Consider the following 19,890-nt stretch of genomic DNA (forward strand, 5'->3'; position numbering starts at 1 on the left):
CACCCGGCCAGCGAAACGCAGCCGGGCGCAAAGTCAGGCTTAACGCCCGGCGACTTTACCCCGTTTGACGGGCTTTTTCGCCGTTGCGCCACCGTTAGAACGCTGATGCGCAATCGGCGTGTGCTTGGTCAGCGCCGGGCGGGTATGACGGTTCTGGCGACGCGCTTCGCGCATCTCATCCAGGGTCGGCGCCGGCACCAGGCAGTCGCGACGAGAGCCAATCAGGTGTTTCTTGCCCATCGTCTCCAGCGCCTGACGGATCAGCGGCCAGTTGGCCGGATCGTGGTAGCGCAGCAGCGCTTTGTGCAGACGGCGCTGTTTATCACCCTTCGGCACCACCACCTCTTCACTCTTATAGCCGATCTTGCCCAGCGGGTTTTTGCCGGTGTAATACATGGTGGTCGAGTTCGCCAGCGGCGACGGATAGAAGTTCTGCACCTGGTCGAGACGGAAGCGGTGCTTCTTCAGCCACAGCGCCAGGTTCACCATGTCTTCATCACGGGTCCCCGGGTGGGCGGAGATAAAGTACGGGATCAGATACTGCTCTTTACCCGCCTGCTTCGAATAGGTGTCGAACAGCTCTTTAAAGCGGTCGTAGCTGCCCATTCCCGGCTTCATCATCTTCGACAGCGGGCCCTCTTCGGTATGCTCCGGCGCGATCTTCAGATAGCCGCCGACGTGGTGGGTCGCCAGCTCTTTAATATAGCGCGGATCTTCGACCGCGATGTCATAGCGTACCCCGGAGGCGATAAGGATCTTCTTGATGCCCTTCAGCTCGCGGGCGCGACGGTAAAGGTTGATCGTCGGCTCATGGTTGGTATCCATGTGCGGGCAGATATCCGGGTAGACGCAGGAGAGACGGCGACAGGTCTGCTCGGCTCGTGGCGATTTGCAGCGCAGCATATACATGTTGGCGGTGGGTCCGCCGAGATCGGAGATCACTCCGGTAAAGCCCGGCACCGTGTCGCGAATGGCTTCGATCTCATTGATGATCGAATCCTCAGAACGGCTCTGGATAATGCGTCCTTCGTGCTCGGTGATCGAGCAGAACGAACAGCCGCCGAAGCAGCCGCGCATGATGTTGATAGAGAAGCGGATCATCTCATACGCCGGGATGCGCGCATCGCCATAGGAAGGATGCGGCACGCGCTTGTAGGGCAGCGCGAAAACGCTGTCCATCTCTTCGGTGGAGAGCGGGATTGCCGGCGGGTTGATCCAGATGTAGCGCTCGCCGTGCTTTTGCATCAGCGCCCGGGCGCAGCCGGGGTTGGTTTCATGGTGCAGAATGCGCGAGGCGTGAGCGTACAGGACCTTATCGCCTTTCACCTTCTCGAAGGAGGGCAGCAGCACATAGGTCTTTTCCCACGGTTTTGGCCGCGGCGGCTGCACGACAACGGCTTTAGCCTCGGCTTTTTTCGGGGCCACCGGTTTGTTGTCTGCACACGGCAGATCTTCACCATACGGGTGCGGGATGGGGTCGATTTTGCCCGGGGTATCCAGACGGGTGGAGTCAACGCCGCTCCAGCCCGGGAGGGCCTCTTTCACCATGATGGCGGTATTGCGCACATCGCGGATCTGATCTATGGTTTCGCCCATCGCCAGGCGATGAGCCACTTCCACCAGCGGACGCTCGCCGTTGCCGAACATCAGCATATCGGCCTTGGAGTCCACCAGCACCGAGCGGCGCACGGTATCGGACCAGTAATCATAGTGGGCGGTACGGCGCAGGCTGGCTTCGATGCCGCCGAGGATCACGGGCACATCTTTCCACGCCTCTTTACAGCGCTGGGTGTAGACCAGGGTGGCGCGGTCCGGACGCTTGCCCGCCACGTTGCCGGCGGTGTAAGCGTCATCATGACGCAGCTTACGGTCGGCGGTGTAGCGGTTGATCATCGAGTCCATGTTGCCGGCGGTCACGCCGAAGAACAGGTTCGGTTTGCCCAGACGCATGAAGTCGTCTTTGGTGTTCCAGTCCGGCTGGGAGATGATCCCCACGCGGAACCCCTGCGCTTCCAGCATTCGGCCGCAGATGGCCATCCCGAAGCTCGGGTGGTCGACGTAGGCGTCGCCGGTCACCAGAATAATGTCGCAGCTATCCCAGCCAAGTTGATCCATCTCTTCACGCGACATCGGTAAAAATGGCGCAGGGCCGAAACAGGCAGCCCAGTATTGCGGCCAGGAAAAAAGGTCACGATCCGGTTGGATCAGGGATATTGCGCTCATATTGCTTCCGGGGAAAATGATAAAAAAATAACCAAAAGGGCGTGGATTATAAGCCGGAATGATAGTGGAAATGAAGGAGGATTTTCTCAAACCCTGACCGTATGCCGGCCAGGGTCGAAGAGATTATGGCGCAGGATTCACCAGCATCTGGCCAATCGAACCGCGGTCGGCCAGCTCCAGCGTCTGGCTCAGATACTGGAACGGGAAGTGCGGCCACGACGGCTGGGCGTAGTAGACCAGCAGTTCGACCTGCCCGTCGACCCACACGGTGTCCTTCCAGCCGCGGTCTTCCGGGAAAGGGGTCGAACCGTTGACGTTACGGATCTGGAACATCACCCCTTCAATATGGAACGACTGCGGGCGGTCGGCGCGCACTGTCCAGCGCTCCCAGGTCCCCTGCTGCGCCGTAATATCAATACGCTGCGGATCCCATAGCTGGCCGTTAATCCCTGGATCGTCGCCGAGGGTGATATCCCGGCTGCGGATCGGCGTACCGGAGAGCAGCTCGGTCGGCAGCAGACGCACCGGCAGACTGTCGGTGACCAGCGGCAGCAGCCCGGTCGGGCGCAGGGTCAGCACCAGCGTGGAGACCAGAATGCTGGACGGTTCAAAAAAGCCGCGGATACGGTCGACAATGCTCGCCGCTTCGCCGCAGGTAATGGACACTTCATCGCCGTTGGTCATATCGACCAGGATTTCACGCCGTTCCCCCGGCGCCAGCGACAGCTGCTTGAGCGAAACCGGCGCCGGCAGGAACCCCTGGTCGCCGGAAATGACATGCAGCAGTCGGCCATCGCTCATCTGTAGCTGATAGCGCCGGGAGTTGGAGGCGTTCAGCAGGCGCAGTCGCACCCAGCCGCGCGACACTTCGACATAGGGGCTCTGCACGCCATTGACCAGCAGCGTGTCGCCGACGAAGCCGCCGCTGCCCGGTTCGCTATATTCCGGCGTGCCGAAGTTATCCAGCCGTTTATCCTGAATTATCACCGGGAAGTCATCGACGCCATAGTGGTTAGGGATCGGCAGGTTCTTGCTCACCTCATCCTCCACCAGCCACATGCCGGCCAGACCGTTATAGACCTGCTTCGCCATCCGGTTCGGCGTATTGGCCTGGTACCACAGCGTCGCCGCACTCTGGCGGATCGGCAGCACCGGCGCCCAGTCGGCGTTCGGCGACATCATGCGCGCCGCGCCGCCGATCAGCGGGCCCGGCACCTGCAGGCCGCGGATGGTCATCGCGACGTTCTCTGTCAGACGGTTGCTGTAGATAAGCTTGACGTCGTCTCCGCTCCAGACGCGGATCGTCGGCCCCATATAGCGGCCATTGATCCCCCAGACGGGGGCGCGGGTGCCTGGCGTAAACGACCAGTGCGAACGCTGCAGCGTCAGAAACAGCGGCTGACCGCGACGGGATTCCAGCAGCGGCGGAACCGGCAGCGCAGGCTGCTGGCCGGCGGCATGGGCCTTCAGCGGCGCGGCGCCAGCGCACAGCGCTACGCCGGAAGCCTTAATAAACTGACGCCGACTGAGTGACATATTAACTCCATGACATACTGACAAATGAAAAAGGGAATTCGTTTCCCGCCAGCAATACGCGCGCGGTGGCGGCGTTTCCTGTCTTATTGCTTGCCGGCCGCTTCGCGCTCGGCCACTTCGTTGTCCAGCTCAGCGATTTTGGCGGCCATCAGCTCGCGGCAATGCGTCGCCAGCGCGCGCACGTTGTCTTTACCGAACTGGCTGGTATCCACCGGCGGCAGCATTTCCACAATCACCAGACCGTTGTTCCAGCGATTGAGCTTTATTTTATTCGATGTATTCGAGACACACACCGGAATAATCGGCACTCCGGCGGCAATAGCCGCGTGGAAGGCGCCGGTTTTAAACGGCAGCAGACCGCGGCCGCGGCTGCGGGTCCCTTCCGGGAACATCCAGAACGAAATTTTACGCTTTTTAAAGGCGTTAACGACCTCGGCAATGGTGCCGTGCGCTTTGGTTCGATTATTACGGTCAATCAGCAGATTACCGGTCAGCCAGTACAGCTGGCCAAAGAACGGGATCCACAGCAGGCTCTTTTTCCCCACGGTAACCGTCGGGGCCTGCACGATGTTAGACGCCGTCACCATATCATAGTTGTTCTGGTGGTTAGCGATGTAGATCGCGTTGCCATAGCTTTCCGCGTCGGCAGGTTTGCGCAGCTCCACCTTCAGGCCAAACACCGGGGATAAGCGGCCAAACAGATGGCCGAAAGTGGCAACGTGTTTTGGATTACGCGGGCTGAACAAGCAGTACAGACAGCCAAGTATGCACACCACGATGCAATAAATGACCACGAAAATTACTCGAAAAATGAATAGCATAGCTACCTCTAAAACCCAAACCGCTTAGAATTATTCGCTGCTGGCAGAAGGCAGGCTCACGAGTTCTGCGCAGGCCGGGACCGTTCTTCCTGGGTCCCTGATGATGGACATTGTTAATCGCAACGCCTGAATAAACAACGATTTTGCGGCATTTTTTCGCCTCCTCCCGTCAAAGACGGGAGGAGAAGCGCTTACTCTTCGCTATCGCCTGCCGCGGCACGGCGCGGCGAGTCAATTTCAACACGGTCAATTTTCTGCAGCCCGCGCATCAGCGAACCGCGGCGGCCGCGCTCGCCGGTGACTTTTTGCAGCTCTTCCGGACGCAGTTTGATCTTCCGTTTGCCGACGTGAATGGTCAGCGTACTCTGCGGCGGCAGGACAAACAGATGTGCGAGGCCGTCCTGGCCGGCGGCGGCTTCCGCCGCGGGAATGTTGATGATTTTGTTGCCCTTGCCTTTCGACAGCTGCGGCAGATCGCTGACCGGGAACATCAGCATCCGCCCGGCGGCGGTGATGGCCAGCAGCATATCGGACTCGTCCTCAATGACCAGCGGCGGCATCACATGCGCGTTGTCAGGCAGGGTGATCAACGCTTTACCGGCGCGGTTGCGCGCCACCAGATCGTTAAAGGTGCAGACAAAACCGTAGCCGGCGTCGGAGGCCATCAGCAGTTTCTGATCGTCGCCTTCCATCAGCATATGTTCCACGGTCGCGCCCGGCGGCAGCGTGAGCTTACCGGTCAGCGGCTCACCCTGGCCACGCGCCGAGGGCAGAGTAATCGGATCAATGGCATAGCTGCGCCCGGTGGTATCGATAAACACCACCGGCTGGTTGCTCTTGCCCTTCGCCGAGGCTTTCCAGCTGTCGCCCGCCTTATAGCTTAAGCCCTGGGCGTCAATGTCGTGCCCTTTGGCGCTGCGCACCCAGCCCATCTGCGACAGAACGATAGTCACCGGCTCAGACGGCAGCATGTCATGCTCGCTCATCGCTTTCGCTTCTTCACGCTCGTGAAGCGGCGAGCGGCGATCGTCGCCGAAAGCATCGGCATCGGCCTGCAGCTCTTTCTTCAGCAGATTGTTCATCTTACGTTCAGAGGCCAGAATCGCCTGCAGCTGATCGCGCTCTTTTTCCAGCTCGTTCTGCTCGCCGCGGATCTTCATCTCTTCCAGTTTGGCGAGATGGCGCAGCTTCAGTTCCAGAATCGCTTCCGCCTGGGTTTCGCTGATGGCAAAGCGCGACATCAGAGCTGGCTTCGGCTCATCTTCCGTGCGGATGATCTCAATGACTTCATCGATATTAAGGAACGCCACCAGCAAACCTTCGAGGATATGCAGGCGCTTAAGGACCTTCTCTAACCGGTGGTTCAGACGGCGACGTACGGTATCACGACGGAACACCAGCCATTCGCTGAGGATCTCCAGCAGGTTTTTTACCGCCGGGCGGCCGTCGAGACCGATCATATTGAGGTTGATGCGGTAGCTCTTCTCCAGATCGGTGGTGGCGAACAGATGGTTCATCACCTGCTCCATATCCACCCGGTTGGAGCGCGGGACGATCACCAGACGGGTCGGATTTTCGTGGTCCGATTCGTCGCGCAGGTCATCCACCATCGGCAGCTTTTTATTGCGCATCTGCGCCGCAATTTGCTCCAGAACTTTGGCGCCGGAGACCTGGTGCGGCAGCGCGCTGATCACTACCGCGCCGTCCTCTTTGCTCCACACCGCGCGCATGCGCACAGAGCCGCGTCCGTTCTGGTAGATTTTGCGAATTTCCGCCCGCGAAGTGATGATCTCCGCCTCGGTCGGGAAATCCGGCCCCTGGACGATATCCAGCAGTTCGTCGAGGGTCGTTTTCGGCTGCTCAATGAGCGTAATCGCCGCTTTCGCTACTTCACGCAGGTTGTGCGGCGGAATATCGGTCGCCATGCCCACCGCGATGCCGGTGGTGCCGTTGAGCAGAATGTTTGGCAGGCGCGCCGGCAGCATTTTCGGCTCCTGCAGCGTGCCGTCAAAGTTTGGCACCCAGTCGACCGTCCCCTGCCCCAGCTCGCTGAGCAGCAGCTCGGCATACTTCGACAGGCGGGATTCGGTGTAACGCATGGCGGCGAAGGATTTCGGATCGTCCGGCGCCCCCCAGTTCCCCTGGCCATCCACCAGCGGATAGCGATAGGAGAAGGGTTGCGCCATCAGCACCATCGCTTCATAGCAGGCGCTGTCGCCGTGCGGGTGATATTTACCCAGCACGTCGCCGACGGTGCGGGCGGACTTTTTGAATTTGGCGCTGGCGTTCAGCCCCAGTTCGGACATCGCATAGACGATGCGACGCTGGACCGGTTTTAAGCCATCGCCAATAAACGGTAATGCCCTGTCCATGATCACGTACATGGAGTAGTTCAGGTAAGCATTTTCCGTAAATTCATGCAGCGCAAGGCGCTCTGCCATATCGCTCATTAATCGTGGATCCTCAATCTGGGTACCGACCGTTCGGACGGCAAAACTACCCGCGATAATACCCGATCTCACGCCCTGAGTCACAGGCCGTGAGATCGGTTGAGGATTCCGTCACCTTAATCAGGCCAGCGGCAGATAAATATCGGTTTGCAGCTCATGCTCAGCCACCTCATGGACAAAATTGAGGTAACGGAAGTACACCGGAAAATCCCGTAACGTCTCGCCTGAAGCGGGTAACCAGTCGCGATAGAGAAACCAAACGCTGTTCGCCAGCGTGTCCAGCGAGCCGTGATGGCGCACGACGGCGCAGCGTCCGCCGGGGATTTCGCCGTTAATCACGCCAAAGGCGTTTTCACCGACCGGCCGTGCGACCGTACCGCAGATGTCAAAACGAAATTCCCCCTGCGGGGTGGTCTGCGGATCGTCCCAGGCGATCCCCCAGGTATCGCAGGTGGTGATGGGCGATAATCCGCTCGTTTTACGCCAGGCAATAAAACGCGCGGCGGTGGCGTTGACAAGGTCCGGGCTGCCGCGATGTTGCAGTACGGCTATCCGGGTGGTGGGGAACGAAATAATGTTGACGTCCATCGACGTTTGCTCCTGTAGCGTATGTTTCGGTACGCGCCGATGCCACTCGGCCCAGTCCGGTTGCTGACGGAACTGGGTCGGGCTTTGGTCAAACGCGGTACGGAAGGCACGACTGAACGACTCCGCATTCTGAAATCCGGCATCAAGGGCAATATCGATGACTTTATCGCGGGGGTTGAACGCCAGGCGCCAACAGGCGCGTCGCAGACGCAACCACTGAATATACCGGTACAAGGGAATGCCGGTATAAGCGCTAAATTGCCGGTGAAAATGGTAAGGCGAACTGTGCGCTATCGCGCTCAGCATCTCCAGCGACAGCGGCTCATCAAGATGGTGCGCAATGTACCTACAGACGCGCTGAAAGCGCCCGACATACGCCGGGCTGGCCTTAATATCGTTCATCGTCTCCTCCTCGCGACATACTCTGACAGAGCGAGGATAGCGATGCCTGACCGATCTTGCGCTTATCCGACGGAGACTTATGGCGCGATTTTACGGATCTGTTTAACGTCGATTTCCACCGAGTTCCAGTCCTTATCGACTTCCCCCTGAATTTCTACCGTGTCCTGTGGGCCGACGGTGACGCCGTTCCAGCGTTTGTGGTCGATATCGACATTGATCACTCCGGTAGCATCCTGGAACTTATACAGATCGTCGGAAACGCGCTCGGTGATTTTGCCGCGCAGGGTCACCCAGGTATCGTCCCGCAGCGATTTGACATTGGTGACGGTGGTGACCGCGCCGCTCGGGCCGGTGAAGCCGCCGCCCTGGGTGGTTGAACTTGCCGGCGTGGTCGCAGAAGGACCGGTATACCCGCCCTGTCCGGCAGCCAGCACCGGCATGGAAACCAGGGCAACGATCGCGGTCATCGCAGCAATTTTCTTCATGATGTGTTCTCCCTTCGTGTTGATATGGCTCCTATTACGCCCGACAAAACTTAACGACTTCTTAAGCGGAAAAAAGAAATTTTAATGCTGTACATCACCCGCTTCAACGCGGTTTACTGCGCAAAGAATCAGGATCGTCAGAGGGAAACATGCGCATATTATTGGTGGAAGATGACAAGTTAATCGGCGATGGCATCAAGGCCGGGCTGAGCAAAATGGGCTTCAGCATCGACTGGTTTACCGCCGGGCTGGAGGGCAAAAACGCCCTATACAGCGCCCCCTACGACGCGGCAATTCTTGATCTCACTCTTCCTGGCGTTGATGGCCTCGATATTCTGCGCGAGTGGCGCGACAAAGGCCGCCATGAACCGGTGCTGATCCTCACCGCCCGCGATGCGCTCAGCCAGCGGGTGGAGGGGCTGCGCCTGGGCGCCGATGATTATCTGTGCAAACCTTTCGCCCTGATTGAGGTAGCGGCCCGCCTCGAAGCATTGATCCGCCGTGCCCACGGCCAGAGCAGCAGCGAGTTGCGCCACGGCAAGGTACGCCTTGACCCGAACCGCTTAACCGCCAGCCTCGACGGCGAAAGCCTGACGCTGAAGCCGAAGGAGTTCGCCCTGCTGGAACTGCTGCTGCGTAACGCCGGGCGCGTGCTGCCGCGTAAGCTTATTGAAGAAAAGCTCTACAACTGGGACGACGAGGTCTCCAGCAACGCCGTGGAAGTTCACGTCCACCATCTGCGGCGCAAACTCGGCAGTGAATTTATCCGCACCGTCCACGGCATCGGCTATACCCTGGGTGACGCATGAAACGACTTGCCCGCCTGAGCCTGCGCCTGCGCCTGACGCTGCTGTTTGCCGTGCTGACCGCCGCTGCCTGGGGCGTGGCCAGCGTGATCGCCTGGCAGCAGACCAGTAAAAAGCTGGATAAGCTGTTTGATACCCAGCAGCTGCTGTTCGCCCGCCGCCTGAGCGCCATGCATTTCGATGAACTGCGCGCCCCGCCGGCATCGCTCGGGGAAAAGAAAAAGGTGCGCCACGGGCATATCGACGACGATGCGCTAGCGTTCGCCATCTTCACCCGCGACGGCAAAATGGTGCTTAACGACGGCGAGAACGGAGAGGATATACAGTGGCACTCGCAGCGTGAGGGCTTTAGCGATGGCTACCTGCGCGGCGATGATGACGAGTGGCGCTTCCTGTGGTTAACCACCGCCGATGGCCGCCACCGCATCGCCGTCGGCCAGGAGTGGGATTATCGCCGCGAAATGGCGATGGACATTGTCACCTCGCAGCTCACTCCGTGGATGGTCGCCCTGCCGCTGATGTTCGTGCTGCTCATCGTGCTGTTAAGCCGCGAACTGGCGCCGTTGAAACATCTGGCGCGCACGCTGCGTCTGCGCGCGCCGGACTCGGCGGAATCGCTCAGCGTGGAGAAGATCCCCCCTGAAGTCCGCCCACTGGTCGAAGCGCTGAATCAGCTGTTCCAGCGCACCCACGACGTCATGCTGCGCGAGCGTCGGTTTACCTCTGATGCCGCCCACGAGCTGCGCAGCCCGTTGGCGGCGCTGAAGGTGCAGACTGAAGTCGCCCAGCTCTCTCTGGACGATCCACAAGGGCGGGAGAAAGCCCTGGCTCAGCTCCATCAGGGGATCGATCGCGCCACCCGTCTGGTGGATCAGCTGCTGACGCTGTCGCGGCTGGACTCGCTCGCCCAGCTGGACGACCTGCAGCCGGTCGCCCTCGACGACCTGCTGCAGTCGGCGGTAATGGAGATGTACCACCCGGCGCAGCAGTCCGGGATTGAGCTGCGCCTGCATCTTAATGCCTCTGGCATCTCCCGCACCGGCCAGCCGCTGCTCCTCAGCCTGCTGGTGCGCAATCTGCTGGATAACGCGGTGCGCTACAGCCCGCGCGGCAGCCAGGTCGATATCACCCTCAACGCCCGCGAGTTTCGGGTCCGCGATAACGGCCCCGGCATCAGCCCGCAGGCGCTGGCGCGCATCGGCGAGCGTTTCTATCGCCCACCGGGTCAGGATGCTCCGGGCAGCGGCCTGGGCTTGTCTATCGTCCGGCGCATCGCCTCGCTGCATGGCATGCGCGTCGAGTTTGCCAACGCCCGCGACGGCGGCTTCGAAGCCCGCGTTGGCTGGTAGCGGGATTATTGCTCATTTAGCAAAAGACTTTGCACATTTTGCTCATTTTACTGCCCCGCTTCGCGGGGTAAGATCGTCGGCAAATTTTCAAGATTGAGGACAAATGATGAGCAACATCCTGATTATCAATGGCGCAAAAAAATTCGCCCACTCGAATGGCCAACTGAACGACACCCTGACCGAGGTCGCGGAGAGTTATCTGCGCGACGCCGGGCACGATGTTAAAAGCGTTCGCGCCGAAAGCGAGTACGACGTAAAAGCCGAAGTGCAGAATTTCCTCTGGGCCGATGTGGTGATCTGGCAGATGCCGGGCTGGTGGATGGGCGCCCCGTGGACGGTGAAAAAATATATGGATGACGTCTTTACCGAAGGCCACGGTTCGCTGTACGCCAGCGACGGCCGTACCCGCTCCGACGCCAGCAAAAAATATGGCTCCGGCGGCCTGGTGCAGGGGAAAAAATATATGCTCTCCCTGACCTGGAACGCGCCAATGGAGGCCTTCACCGACAAAGAGCAGTTCTTCCACGGCGTTGGCGTTGACGGCGTTTACCTGCCGTTCCATAAAGCCAACCAGTTCCTGGGTATGGAGGCGCTGCCAACCTTTATCGCCAACGACGTGATAAAAATGCCTGATGTCCCACGGTATATCGCAGAATATCGCAAGCATCTGGCGGAAATTTTTGGTTAACTAGAGGTCTATGCTCTACATATTTCGAGTTATTGGAACCTGGAGTATGACAAGATCCACACAGAAGGAGTTGAGTTAACCATGTTAACAGTGATTGCAGAAATCCGTACCCGTCCGGGCCAGCACCACCGCCAGGCGGTTCTCGATCAGTTCGCGAAAATTATTCCGACCGTTTTGCAGGAAGCCGGCTGCCACGGCTATGCGCCTATGGTGGATCATGCCGCTGGCGTCAGCTTCCAGACCACCGCTCCTGACTCTATCGTCATGGTGGAGCAGTGGGAAAGCGTCGCGCATCTTGAAGCGCACCTGCAGACCCCGCACATGAAAGCCTGGTCGGAAGCGGTCAAAGGCGATGTGCTGGAGACCACCATCCGTATCCTGCAGGCCGGCGTCTAAGCCCGCCGACGCTGAAACGGAATAAGAAAAGGGAGCCTGAGGCTCCCTTTTACGTCTGGCGCAGCGTGCGGTCTTACACTTCCAGGTCCGCCATATCGCCCTTCTCCTGCAGCCAGTTGCGACGGTCTTCAGAACGCTTCTTGGCCAACAGCATATCCATCATCGCCGTGGTCTGCTGCTCATCCTCATCGCTGATCACCAGCTGCACCAGGCGGCGGGTATTCGGGTCGAGGGTAGTTTCCCGCAGCTGCATCGGGTTCATCTCGCCGAGACCTTTAAAGCGCTGGACGTTTGGCTTGCCTTTCTTGCGCTTCAGCTGCTCCAGCACGCCGGTTTTTTCTTCTTCCGTTAGCGCGTAGTAAACCTCTTTGCCGAGGTCGATACGGTACAGCGGCGGCAGCGCCACGTAGACGTGCCCCTCTTTCACCAGAGTACGGAAATGTCTCACGAACAGCGCGCACAGCAGCGTGGCAATGTGCAGGCCATCGGAGTCCGCATCCGCCAGAATACAAATTTTGCCGTAGCGCAGCTGGCTTAAATCATCGCTATCCGGGTCAATACCAATCGCCACCGAAATGTCGTGCACTTCTTGCGAAGCTAACACTTCATCGGAAGAGACTTCCCAGGTATTAAGGATCTTGCCTTTCAGCGGCATGATCGCCTGATATTCACGATCGCGCGCCTGCTTGGCTGACCCGCCCGCCGAGTCCCCTTCGACGAGGAACAGTTCGGTACGGTTCAGATCCTGGGCGGTGCAGTCGGCCAGCTTACCCGGCAGCGCCGGACCGCTGGTCAGCTTTTTGCGCACCACTTTCTTGGCGGCGCGCAGACGACGCTGGGCGCTGGAGATGGCCATCTCCGCCAGCAGCTCCGCAGCCTGCACGTTCTGGTTCAGCCACAGGCTGAAGGCGTCTTTCACCACGCCGGAGACGAACGCCGCGCACTGACGCGACGACAGGCGCTCTTTGGTTTGCCCGGCGAACTGCGGATCCTGCATCTTCACCGACAGCACGTAGGCGCAGCGATCCCAGATATCTTCCGCCGACAGTTTCACCCCGCGCGGCAGAATATTACGGTACTCGCAGAACTCACGCATCGCGTCCAGCAGCCCCTGGCGCAGGCCGTTGACGTGCGTCCCGCCCTGCATGGTCGGGATCAGGTTGACATAACTCTCGGTCAGCAGCTCGCCGCCTTCCGGCAGCCACAGCAGCGCCCAGTCCACCGCCTCCGTCTCACCTGAGAAGGTGCCTACGAAGGGTTTTTCCGGCAGCAGCGGCAGGCCGTTCACCGCTTCGCTAAGGTAGTCGTTAAGGCCATCGGCATAGCACCAGCTCTGCTCGCTGTTGTTGACCTGATCGCGGAAAACAATTTCCACGCCCGGGCACAGCACCGCTTTCGCTTTTAACAAGTGGGTCAAACGCGAAACGGAGAAGCGCGGGCTATCGAAGAAGCTTTCGTCAGGCCAGAAATGGACGCTGGTCCCGGTGTTGCGTTTACCGCAGGTGCCGGTGACGTGCAGGTCTTCTACTTTCTCACCATTCTCAAAGGCGATGCTGTAGACCTGACCGTCGCGACGCACGTTGACCTCCACGCGTTTAGACAGGGCGTTGACCACCGAAATCCCCACCCCGTGCAGGCCGCCGGAAAACTGGTAGTTTTTGTTGGAAAACTTACCGCCCGCGTGCAGTCGGCAGAGGATCAGCTCAACCGCCGGCACCCCCTCTTCCGGGTGAATGTCGACCGGCATCCCGCGCCCGTCGTCAATCACCTCGAGGGACTGGTCGGCGTGAAGGATCACTTCCACGCGTTTGGCGTGGCCTGCCAGCGCTTCGTCCACACTGTTATCAATCACTTCCTGACCAAGATGGTTAGGACGGGTGGTGTCGGTATACATGCCCGGACGGCGGCGCACCGGCTCTAGCCCGGTGAGTACCTCAATGGCATCAGCGTTATATGAAGATTGCGTCATGGTGTGTATTCGTAGGTCGTTCAGGGCCGTTTAGCGCAGGCCGAGAAATTCGATAATCTGAGTGAAATGATCGTCAAAGCCGACAAATGCGTGATTACCGCCCTCCTCCACCGTCTGCCGGCAGGAGGCGTAGTAATGAACGGCCTGGCGGTAATCAAGCACTTCATCCCCGGTCTGCTGCAGCAGCCAGAGTAAATCCGGCGCTTCGAGCGGGTCGATTTGCATGACTTTGAGATCGTAAATATGGCGAGACTCTAGCACATATTGCTGCCCGGTGTACGGATTCTCATTGTGGCCGAGAAAATTGTTCAGCAGCTCAAACGGCCGCACCGCCGGGTTAACCACGACCGCTGGCAGCATAAAGCATTGCGACAGCCAGGTGGCGTAGTAGCCGCCCAGCGACGACCCTACGACCCCCAGCGGCTCGCCGCCGTGCTCCAGCACGATGGACTCCAGCAGCTCCGCCGTTTCCGCCGGGTAAGGCGGCAGCTCAGGCACCACCATGGCGATCTCAGGATAGTGCTGCGCCAGCCAGGTCTTTAACGCCGTCGCCTTCGCCGAGCGCGGGGAACTGTTAAAGCCGTGCAGATAAAGAAGCGTCGCCATCAGTAGCCTTCTGAAGCAATATCCGGATGAAACGCCGCGCCTTCCAGGCGGCACACTTCGGTGGTCAGCGTTCCGTCAGGGTGAAGCTCCAGCCAGCGCCAGCCCGGCGACACCGTATCGAGGGTGAAATTGGCGCAGTGCGGCTTGAACTGAACGCAGGTCGACGGCGTCGCCATCATACGTCGGCCATTCCAGTCGAGATCCAGTTCCTGATGAATATGGCCGCACAGCAGATGCTTCACCCGCGGCCAGGCGCTCAGCGCGCTGTCCAGCGCGCCGGCGTTGCGCAGACTGTGTTGATCCAGCCAGCTGCAGCCGGCCGGCAGCGGATGATGATGCAGCAGAAGTAAGGTATAACGCTCCGGCGCCTCCGCCAGCTTATGTTCGAGCCATTCCAGCTGGAAGTCGCTCAGCTCGCCATGGGGAACGCCGAACACCTGGCTGTCCAGCAGCAGGATCTGCCAGTGGTCGCCGAGAAACACGCGCTTGGCGGGGGAAATGCCCGACTCCTGCAGGGTGCTGTACATCGCCGGCTGGAAATCATGGTTGCCCGGTAGCCAGACGCAGGGTGCAGCAAAACTCGCGATGCCCTCAGCAAAATGCTGGTAGGCCGCGGAGGAGTGATCCTGCGCCAGATCGCCTGTTGCGACAATCAAATCGCATGGACGCTGTGAGGCATGAATGGCCGACAGTACGGCCTGATAGCTTTCCCAGGTATTGATGCCTAACAACGTTTCATGTTTTTCAGCAAACAGGTGAGTATCAGTAATTTGTAAGATCCTGACTCTGGCCTCACCAGCCAGAGGTAGGTTTAACAGGCTTTCCAAATGGTGTCCTTAGGTTTAACGACGCTAACAAACCGGAATCGCCATCGCTCCATGTGCTAAACAGTAACGCAGCCAGTCGGCCAGAAACTGGTTAATTTGATGCTTTTCGTCGCGTTGATGCAACTTTTTATTAGGATAATCATATCGCGCTTTGAAGCGAAAGATCTGCTGACTCGAACACACTTCGGCCACCATGGCGTCATGGTAGAGGCGAACGGTCATGGATGGCAGACTCCAGTAGCTCACCGCTGGCAGAGTCTGCTCTATCGCCACCAGAGTAGTGTAGCGGGTTGATTCCGTTATCGTTAACCGATATTGCGCGCTTCCCACCTGATAGCTCACCTTCTCACCCGCTGCATCCGTTCGCGGCAACAGGCGGCGCAACTGGGCGAAATTGGTCTCGCACAGGCGCATCATCTCAGGGAAGTCAGGTGTATAACGCTTCATTTTGTCCACTCGTTTCGTAAATTGTGATAATGCAATTGCAGCCATTGCAAGGCGATGACAGAGGCTGCGTTGTCGATTTTCCCCTCTTCTACCCACTGGTAAGCCTGCTCCCGGCTTACCACATGCACCCGAATATCCTCATTTTCCTCGGCCAGGCCGTGAATGCCTTTTGCCGTCGATGCATCAACTTCGCCCACCAGGATCGATAACCGTTCACTGGTGCCGCCAGGACTGGCCAGATAGCTTAATATTGGTTTCGTCCGCCCAACTTCAAGCCCGGCCTCTTCCAGCGCTTCCCGACGGGCGACATCTTCCACCGTCTCACCCGCCTCGATCATGCCGGCGACCATTTCCAGCAGCCACGGGCTCTCGCTGGTATCATAGGCGGCGATACGGATTTGTTCGACCAGCACCACTTCGTCCCGCACCGGGTCAAAGGGTAGCAAGACGGCGGCATGCCCGCGCTCAAAAATTTCACGGGTGACTTCGCCGCTCATGCCGCCGTTAAACAGGCGGTGGCGAAAACGGTATAAATCGAGTGAAAAAAAACCACGATACAGCGTTTCGCGTGCAATAATTTCTACATCATTTTTGGAGAAGGTAATTCCCTGGTGGATGGGTTTGCTCATTGTTATGTCCTGCTAATCCGAAATGAGGGATTTCCAGACCGTTTGGCTACCGTTTTACGGTCCGTATGTTAGATTGGTGCAAATTACCGCCGGATGGCACGTAACGCCAACTTTTTACGGCGGCAGAATCGATACAATCAGCGGAATTTTTCTTAGAATTAGACCAGCGCTAAATGCTTCACAACAAGGAATGCAAATGAAGAAATTGCTCCCCATTCTTATCGGCCTGAGCCTGACCGGGTTCAGCGCCATGAGCCAGGCGGAAAACCTGCTTCAGGTTTACCAGCAGGCGCGCATCAGCAACCCCGATCTGCGTAAATCGGCAGCCGATCGTGACGCCGCATTCGAAAAGATCAACGAAGCGCGCAGTCCATTACTGCCTCAGCTCGGGCTGGGAGCGGATTATACCTATACCAGCGGCTTCCGTGATTATAAAGACCAGAATTCTAACGTCACCAGCGGCTCGCTGCAGTTAACGCAGGTTCTGTTTGATATGTCGAAATGGCGCGCCCTGACGCTGCAGGAAAAAGCGGCAGGCATTCAGGATGTCACGTATCAGACCGATCAGCAAACGCTGATTCTGAATACCGCGACGGCCTATTTCAAAGTGCTGGCCGCCATCGATACGCTCTCTTATACCGAAGCGCAGAAACAGGCTATTTACCGTCAGTTGGATCAAACCACCCAGCGCTTTAACGTCGGTCTGGTGGCGATCACCGACGTGCAGAACGCCCGCTCACAATACGACGCCGTGCTGGCGAACGAAGTGACCGCGCGTAACGATCTCGACAACGCCGTGGAAGAACTGCGCCAGGTTACCGGCAACTACTACCCGGAGCTGGCCTCCCTGAACGTAGACGGCTTCAAAACCAGCAAACCGCAGGCGGTGAACGCCCTGCTGAAGGAAGCGGAGAACCGCAACCTGTCGCTGCTGCAGGCGCGTCTGAATCAGGACCTGGCCCGCGAGCAGATTCGCCAGGCGCAGGACGGCCATTTGCCGACCCTGGATTTAAACGCCTCGTCTGGCGTTTCCAACAACCGCTACAGCGGCTCAAAAAGCATCTCGCAAGATGCTGATATCGGTCAGAATAAAATCGGCCTGAGCTTCTCCCTGCCGCTGTACCAGGGCGGGATGGTTAACTCGCAGGTCAAACAGGCGCAGTACAATTTCGTCGGCGCCAGCGAGCAACTGGAAAGCGCTCACCGCAGCGTGGTCCAGACCGTGCGTTCTTCGTTTAACAACGTGAATGCCTCTATCAGCAGCATCAACGCCTACAAACAGGCGGTGGTCTCTGCGCAAAGCTCCCTGGATGCGATGGAAGCTGGCTATTCGGTGGGTACCCGTACTATCGTTGACGTCCTCGACGCCACCACCACGCTGTACAACGCCAAACAGCAGCTCTCTAATGCGCGCTACAACTACCTGATCAACGAGCTGAACATCAAGTCGGCGTTAGGTACGCTGAACGAGCAGGATCTGATCGCCCTGAACAACACCCTGGGCAAACCGATCTCGACCTCTGCCGACAGCGTCGCGCCGGAGAATCCGCAGCAGGATGCCACTGCCGATGGTTACGGCAACACGACTGCGGCTATGAAGCCGGCGTCCGCACGGACGACGACCCATAGCAGCGGCAGCAATCCGTTCCGTCAGTAATTTTCATACTGTGACGCGCATCGCCTGTCCGTCGGACAGGCGATGCGTTAAACGTAAGGCAACGTAAAGATCCCCCGCTTATCGCCCCTCTTCGCTTCATTTTCCACCACTCATCCTCTATCCTGAGCGTTAACACACGCCATACCACTGGGTCCTGGAAGACAAATATGAAACGGACAAAAAATATTAATCATTCGTCGTTCCGCAAAAGCTGGAGCGCACGCCACCTGACGCCGGTCGCCCTGGCCGTCACCGCGGTCTTTATGCTTGCCGGTTGTGAAAAAAGCGACGAAACGGTCTCGCTGTACCAGAACGCCGATGACTGCTCCGCCGCCAACCCGGGCAAAGCAGCCGAATGCACCACGGCCTACACCAACGCGGTGAAAGAGGCAGAGCGCACCGCGCCGAAATATGCCACCCGCGAAGACTGCGTCGCCGAGTTTGGCGAAGGTCAGTGCCAGCAAACGCCTGCCCAGGCGGGCGTCGCCCCGGAAAACCAGGCCCAGGCGCAAAGCAGCGGCAGCTTCTGGATGCCGCTGATGGCCGGCTACATGATGGGCCGCCTGATGGGCGGCGGCATGGCGCAACAGCAGCCGCTGTTCAGCTCCAAAAACCCTGCCAGCCCGGCCTACGGTCAGTACACTGACGCCAGCGGTAAGAGCTATGGCGCCGCCCAGCCGGGCCGCACCATGAACGTGCCGAAAACCGCGATGGCGCCGAAACCGGCAACCACCACGACCGTCACCCGCGGGGGCTTCGGCGAGTCGGTGGCGAAGCAGTCGACTATGCAGCGTAGCGCCGCAGGCTCAACCTCTTCTTCTCGCTCAATGGGCGGCTAAGCAACATGGAAAGAGTCAGCATTACCGAGCGCCCGGACTGGCGCGAGAAAGCGACCGAATACGGCTTCAACTTCCACACCATGTACGGCGAGCCCTACTGGAGCGAAGAGGCTTATTACAAGCTGAGCCTCGCCCAGGTGGAAAAGCTGGAGGAGGTCACCGCCGAGCTGCATCAGATGTGTCTTCAGGTGGTGGAAAAAGTGATCGCCAGCGATGAGCTGATGGCCAAATTCCGCATCCCTAAACACACCTGGGGCTTTGTGCGCCAGTCGTGGAAAACCAACCAGCCGTCACTTTACTCACGTCTCGACCTGGCCTGGGATGGCGTCGGCGAGCCGAAGCTGCTGGAGAACAATGCCGACACGCCAACCTCGCTGTATGAAGCGGCCTTCTTCCAGTGGATCTGGCTGGAAGACCAGCTCAACGCCGGCAAGCTGCCGGCGGGCAGCGACCAGTTCAATAGCCTGCAGGAGAAGCTGATCGATCGCTTCGGTGAGCTGCGCGAGCAGTTTGGCTTCCAGCTGCTGCATATGGCCTGCTGCCGCGATACCGTTGAAGATCGCGGCACCGTGCAATATCTGCAGGATTGCGCCGCCGAGGCGGGGCTGGCGACGGAATTCCTCTACATCGAAGATATTGGGCTGGGTGAAAAAGGCCAGTTTACCGATCTCCAGGATCAGGTGATTGGCAACCTGTTCAAGCTCTATCCGTGGGAGTTTATGCTGCGGGAGATGTTCTCCACCAAGCTGGAAGACGCCGGCGTTCGCTGGCTGGAGCCGGCGTGGAAGAGCATCATCTCCAACAAAGCGCTGCTGCCGATGCTGTGGGAAATGTTCCCCAATCACCCAAATCTGCTGGCGGCTTACTTCAGCGAAGATGCCCATCCGGAGATGGAGAAGTACGTCATTAAGCCGATCTTCTCTCGCGAAGGCGCCAACGTATCGATCGTTGAACAGGGCAAGGTGGTGGAGTCGGTGGAAGGTCCGTATGGGGAAGAAGGCACTATCGTGCAGGAATTTTACCCGCTGCCGAAGTTTGGTGACAGCTACACGCTGATTGGCAGCTGGCTCATCAACGATCAGCCCGCCGGGATCGGCATTCGTGAAGACCGGGCGCTGATTACCCAGGATCTGTCGCGTTTCTATCCGCACATTTTCGTCGAATAATGTCGC

The 19,890-nt window shown here is 58.8% G+C and carries 18 protein-coding genes; 7 read left to right on the forward strand and 11 right to left on the reverse strand.

Going from position 1 to position 19,890, the window contains the following annotated elements; translation table 11 throughout:
* Nucleotides 1–39 precede the first annotated feature (39 nt).
* The 6 genes from ACQUTI_RS17770 to ACQUTI_RS17795 form a co-directional block, all read right to left on the reverse strand.
* Nucleotides 40–2,313: a YgiQ family radical SAM protein gene (locus ACQUTI_RS17770; protein ID WP_072500773.1), complete on the reverse strand. Its 2,274-nt coding sequence runs from the start codon at nt 2,311–2,313 to the stop codon at nt 40–42.
* A 33-nt stretch (nt 2,314–2,346) separates the two neighbouring features.
* On the reverse strand, nt 2,347–3,759 hold the full coding sequence (gene ftsP, locus ACQUTI_RS17775) for a cell division protein FtsP (RefSeq protein ID WP_004205222.1): 1,413 nt from the start codon (nt 3,757–3,759) through the stop codon (nt 2,347–2,349).
* Nucleotides 3,760–3,842: 83 nt separating this feature from the next.
* Complete coding sequence (gene plsC / locus ACQUTI_RS17780; RefSeq protein ID WP_004205223.1) at nt 3,843–4,580, reverse strand: 1-acylglycerol-3-phosphate O-acyltransferase; 738 nt, start codon at nt 4,578–4,580, stop codon at nt 3,843–3,845.
* A gap of 191 nt (nt 4,581–4,771) precedes the next feature.
* On the reverse strand, nt 4,772–7,030 hold the full coding sequence (gene parC / locus ACQUTI_RS17785; RefSeq protein WP_004205224.1) for a DNA topoisomerase IV subunit A: 2,259 nt from the start codon (nt 7,028–7,030) through the stop codon (nt 4,772–4,774).
* Nucleotides 7,031–7,150: 120 nt separating this feature from the next.
* On the reverse strand, nt 7,151–8,020 hold the full coding sequence (locus ACQUTI_RS17790) for an AraC family transcriptional regulator (RefSeq protein ID WP_053809950.1): 870 nt from the start codon (nt 8,018–8,020) through the stop codon (nt 7,151–7,153).
* A gap of 77 nt (nt 8,021–8,097) precedes the next feature.
* Nucleotides 8,098–8,505 (reverse strand): YgiW/YdeI family stress tolerance OB fold protein, encoded by a 408-nt coding sequence (locus ACQUTI_RS17795; RefSeq protein ID WP_023319161.1) that lies wholly within the window; start codon nt 8,503–8,505, stop codon nt 8,098–8,100.
* 149 nt (nt 8,506–8,654) lie between these two features.
* Here ACQUTI_RS17795 and qseB point away from each other — a divergent pair, with 149 nt between their 5' ends.
* The 4 genes from qseB (at nt 8,655) to ACQUTI_RS17815 (ending at nt 11,744) form a co-directional block, all read left to right on the forward strand.
* Complete coding sequence (gene qseB, locus ACQUTI_RS17800) at nt 8,655–9,314, forward strand: quorum sensing response regulator transcription factor QseB (RefSeq protein ID WP_023319162.1); 660 nt, start codon at nt 8,655–8,657, stop codon at nt 9,312–9,314.
* Complete coding sequence (gene qseC / locus ACQUTI_RS17805) at nt 9,311–10,660, forward strand: quorum sensing histidine kinase QseC (protein WP_048295599.1); 1,350 nt, start codon at nt 9,311–9,313, stop codon at nt 10,658–10,660. The genes qseB and qseC overlap by 4 nt, the downstream gene beginning before the upstream one ends.
* 106 nt (nt 10,661–10,766) lie before the next feature.
* Nucleotides 10,767–11,348, forward strand: a complete 582-nt coding sequence (locus ACQUTI_RS17810; protein WP_023319164.1) for an NAD(P)H-dependent oxidoreductase — start codon at nt 10,767–10,769, stop codon at nt 11,346–11,348.
* An 81-nt stretch (nt 11,349–11,429) separates the two neighbouring features.
* Nucleotides 11,430–11,744, forward strand: coding sequence for a putative quinol monooxygenase (locus ACQUTI_RS17815; RefSeq protein WP_004205233.1), 315 nt, complete (start codon nt 11,430–11,432; stop codon nt 11,742–11,744).
* A 73-nt stretch (nt 11,745–11,817) separates the two neighbouring features.
* Here ACQUTI_RS17815 and parE read toward each other — a convergent pair whose 3' ends face one another.
* From parE to nudF, 5 genes are read right to left on the reverse strand one after another with little or no spacing between them, the layout of a single operon-like run.
* Nucleotides 11,818–13,713, reverse strand: a complete 1,896-nt coding sequence (parE, locus tag ACQUTI_RS17820) for a DNA topoisomerase IV subunit B (RefSeq protein ID WP_004205235.1) — start codon at nt 13,711–13,713, stop codon at nt 11,818–11,820.
* A 30-nt stretch (nt 13,714–13,743) separates the two neighbouring features.
* On the reverse strand, nt 13,744–14,319 hold the full coding sequence (gene yqiA / locus ACQUTI_RS17825) for an esterase YqiA (RefSeq protein WP_004205236.1): 576 nt from the start codon (nt 14,317–14,319) through the stop codon (nt 13,744–13,746).
* Nucleotides 14,319–15,146 carry a 3',5'-cyclic-AMP phosphodiesterase gene (cpdA, locus tag ACQUTI_RS17830; protein WP_004205237.1) on the reverse strand — a complete coding sequence of 276 codons (828 nt, stop codon included), beginning with the start codon at nt 15,144–15,146 and terminating at the stop codon, nt 14,319–14,321. Before cpdA ends, yqiA begins: the two co-directional genes overlap by 1 nt.
* Nucleotides 15,147–15,170: 24 nt before the next feature.
* Entirely contained in the window at nt 15,171–15,593 is a 423-nt protein-coding gene (locus ACQUTI_RS17835; protein ID WP_004205239.1) for a DUF1249 family protein, read from the reverse strand.
* Nucleotides 15,590–16,222 (reverse strand): ADP-ribose diphosphatase, encoded by a 633-nt coding sequence (gene nudF, locus ACQUTI_RS17840; RefSeq protein WP_004205241.1) that lies wholly within the window; start codon nt 16,220–16,222, stop codon nt 15,590–15,592. Before nudF ends, ACQUTI_RS17835 begins: the two co-directional genes overlap by 4 nt.
* A 196-nt stretch (nt 16,223–16,418) precedes the next feature.
* Between nudF and tolC the strand changes: the two genes are divergently transcribed.
* The 3 genes from tolC to ACQUTI_RS17855 all read left to right on the forward strand — a co-directional run bounded on the left by tolC (nt 16,419) and on the right by ACQUTI_RS17855 (nt 19,884).
* Nucleotides 16,419–17,879 (forward strand): outer membrane channel protein TolC, encoded by a 1,461-nt coding sequence (gene tolC, locus ACQUTI_RS17845; RefSeq protein ID WP_004205242.1) that lies wholly within the window; start codon nt 16,419–16,421, stop codon nt 17,877–17,879.
* A gap of 167 nt (nt 17,880–18,046) precedes the next feature.
* On the forward strand, nt 18,047–18,718 hold the full coding sequence (locus ACQUTI_RS17850) for a DUF1190 family protein (protein ID WP_002916849.1): 672 nt from the start codon (nt 18,047–18,049) through the stop codon (nt 18,716–18,718).
* A gap of 5 nt (nt 18,719–18,723) precedes the next feature.
* The gene (locus tag ACQUTI_RS17855) at nt 18,724–19,884 is read left to right on the forward strand and encodes a glutathionylspermidine synthase family protein (RefSeq protein ID WP_017899748.1); all 1,161 of its coding nucleotides are present in this window, start codon (nt 18,724–18,726) and stop codon (nt 19,882–19,884) included.
* Nucleotides 19,885–19,890: the final 6 nt, after the last annotated feature.

The sequence above is a fragment of the Klebsiella sp. 7-CIP_Kleb. genome (genome assembly GCF_050378655.1).
Classification (GTDB): Bacteria; Pseudomonadota; Gammaproteobacteria; order Enterobacterales; family Enterobacteriaceae; genus Klebsiella; species Klebsiella quasipneumoniae.

Coding starts and splice junctions, on each gene's coding strand:
- ACQUTI_RS17855 (WP_017899748.1), top strand. CDS start 18,724: ATGGAAAGAGTCAGCATTACCGAGCGCCCGGACTGGCGCGAGAAAGCG.
- ACQUTI_RS17815 (WP_004205233.1), top strand. CDS start 11,430: ATGTTAACAGTGATTGCAGAAATCCGTACCCGTCCGGGCCAGCACCAC.
- ACQUTI_RS17810 (WP_023319164.1), top strand. CDS start 10,767: ATGAGCAACATCCTGATTATCAATGGCGCAAAAAAATTCGCCCACTCG.
- ACQUTI_RS17835 (WP_004205239.1), bottom strand. CDS start 15,593: ATGAAGCGTTATACACCTGACTTCCCTGAGATGATGCGCCTGTGCGAG.
- yqiA (WP_004205236.1), bottom strand. CDS start 14,319: ATGGCGACGCTTCTTTATCTGCACGGCTTTAACAGTTCCCCGCGCTCG.
- plsC (WP_004205223.1), bottom strand. CDS start 4,580: ATGCTATTCATTTTTCGAGTAATTTTCGTGGTCATTTATTGCATCGTG.
- parC (WP_004205224.1), bottom strand. CDS start 7,030: ATGAGCGATATGGCAGAGCGCCTTGCGCTGCATGAATTTACGGAAAAT.
- ACQUTI_RS17850 (WP_002916849.1), top strand. CDS start 18,047: ATGAAACGGACAAAAAATATTAATCATTCGTCGTTCCGCAAAAGCTGG.
- ftsP (WP_004205222.1), bottom strand. CDS start 3,759: ATGTCACTCAGTCGGCGTCAGTTTATTAAGGCTTCCGGCGTAGCGCTG.
- parE (WP_004205235.1), bottom strand. CDS start 13,713: ATGACGCAATCTTCATATAACGCTGATGCCATTGAGGTACTCACCGGG.
- qseC (WP_048295599.1), top strand. CDS start 9,311: ATGAAACGACTTGCCCGCCTGAGCCTGCGCCTGCGCCTGACGCTGCTG.
- nudF (WP_004205241.1), bottom strand. CDS start 16,222: ATGAGCAAACCCATCCACCAGGGAATTACCTTCTCCAAAAATGATGTA.
- qseB (WP_023319162.1), top strand. CDS start 8,655: ATGCGCATATTATTGGTGGAAGATGACAAGTTAATCGGCGATGGCATC.
- ACQUTI_RS17795 (WP_023319161.1), bottom strand. CDS start 8,505: ATGAAGAAAATTGCTGCGATGACCGCGATCGTTGCCCTGGTTTCCATG.
- tolC (WP_004205242.1), top strand. CDS start 16,419: ATGAAGAAATTGCTCCCCATTCTTATCGGCCTGAGCCTGACCGGGTTC.
- ACQUTI_RS17790 (WP_053809950.1), bottom strand. CDS start 8,020: ATGAACGATATTAAGGCCAGCCCGGCGTATGTCGGGCGCTTTCAGCGC.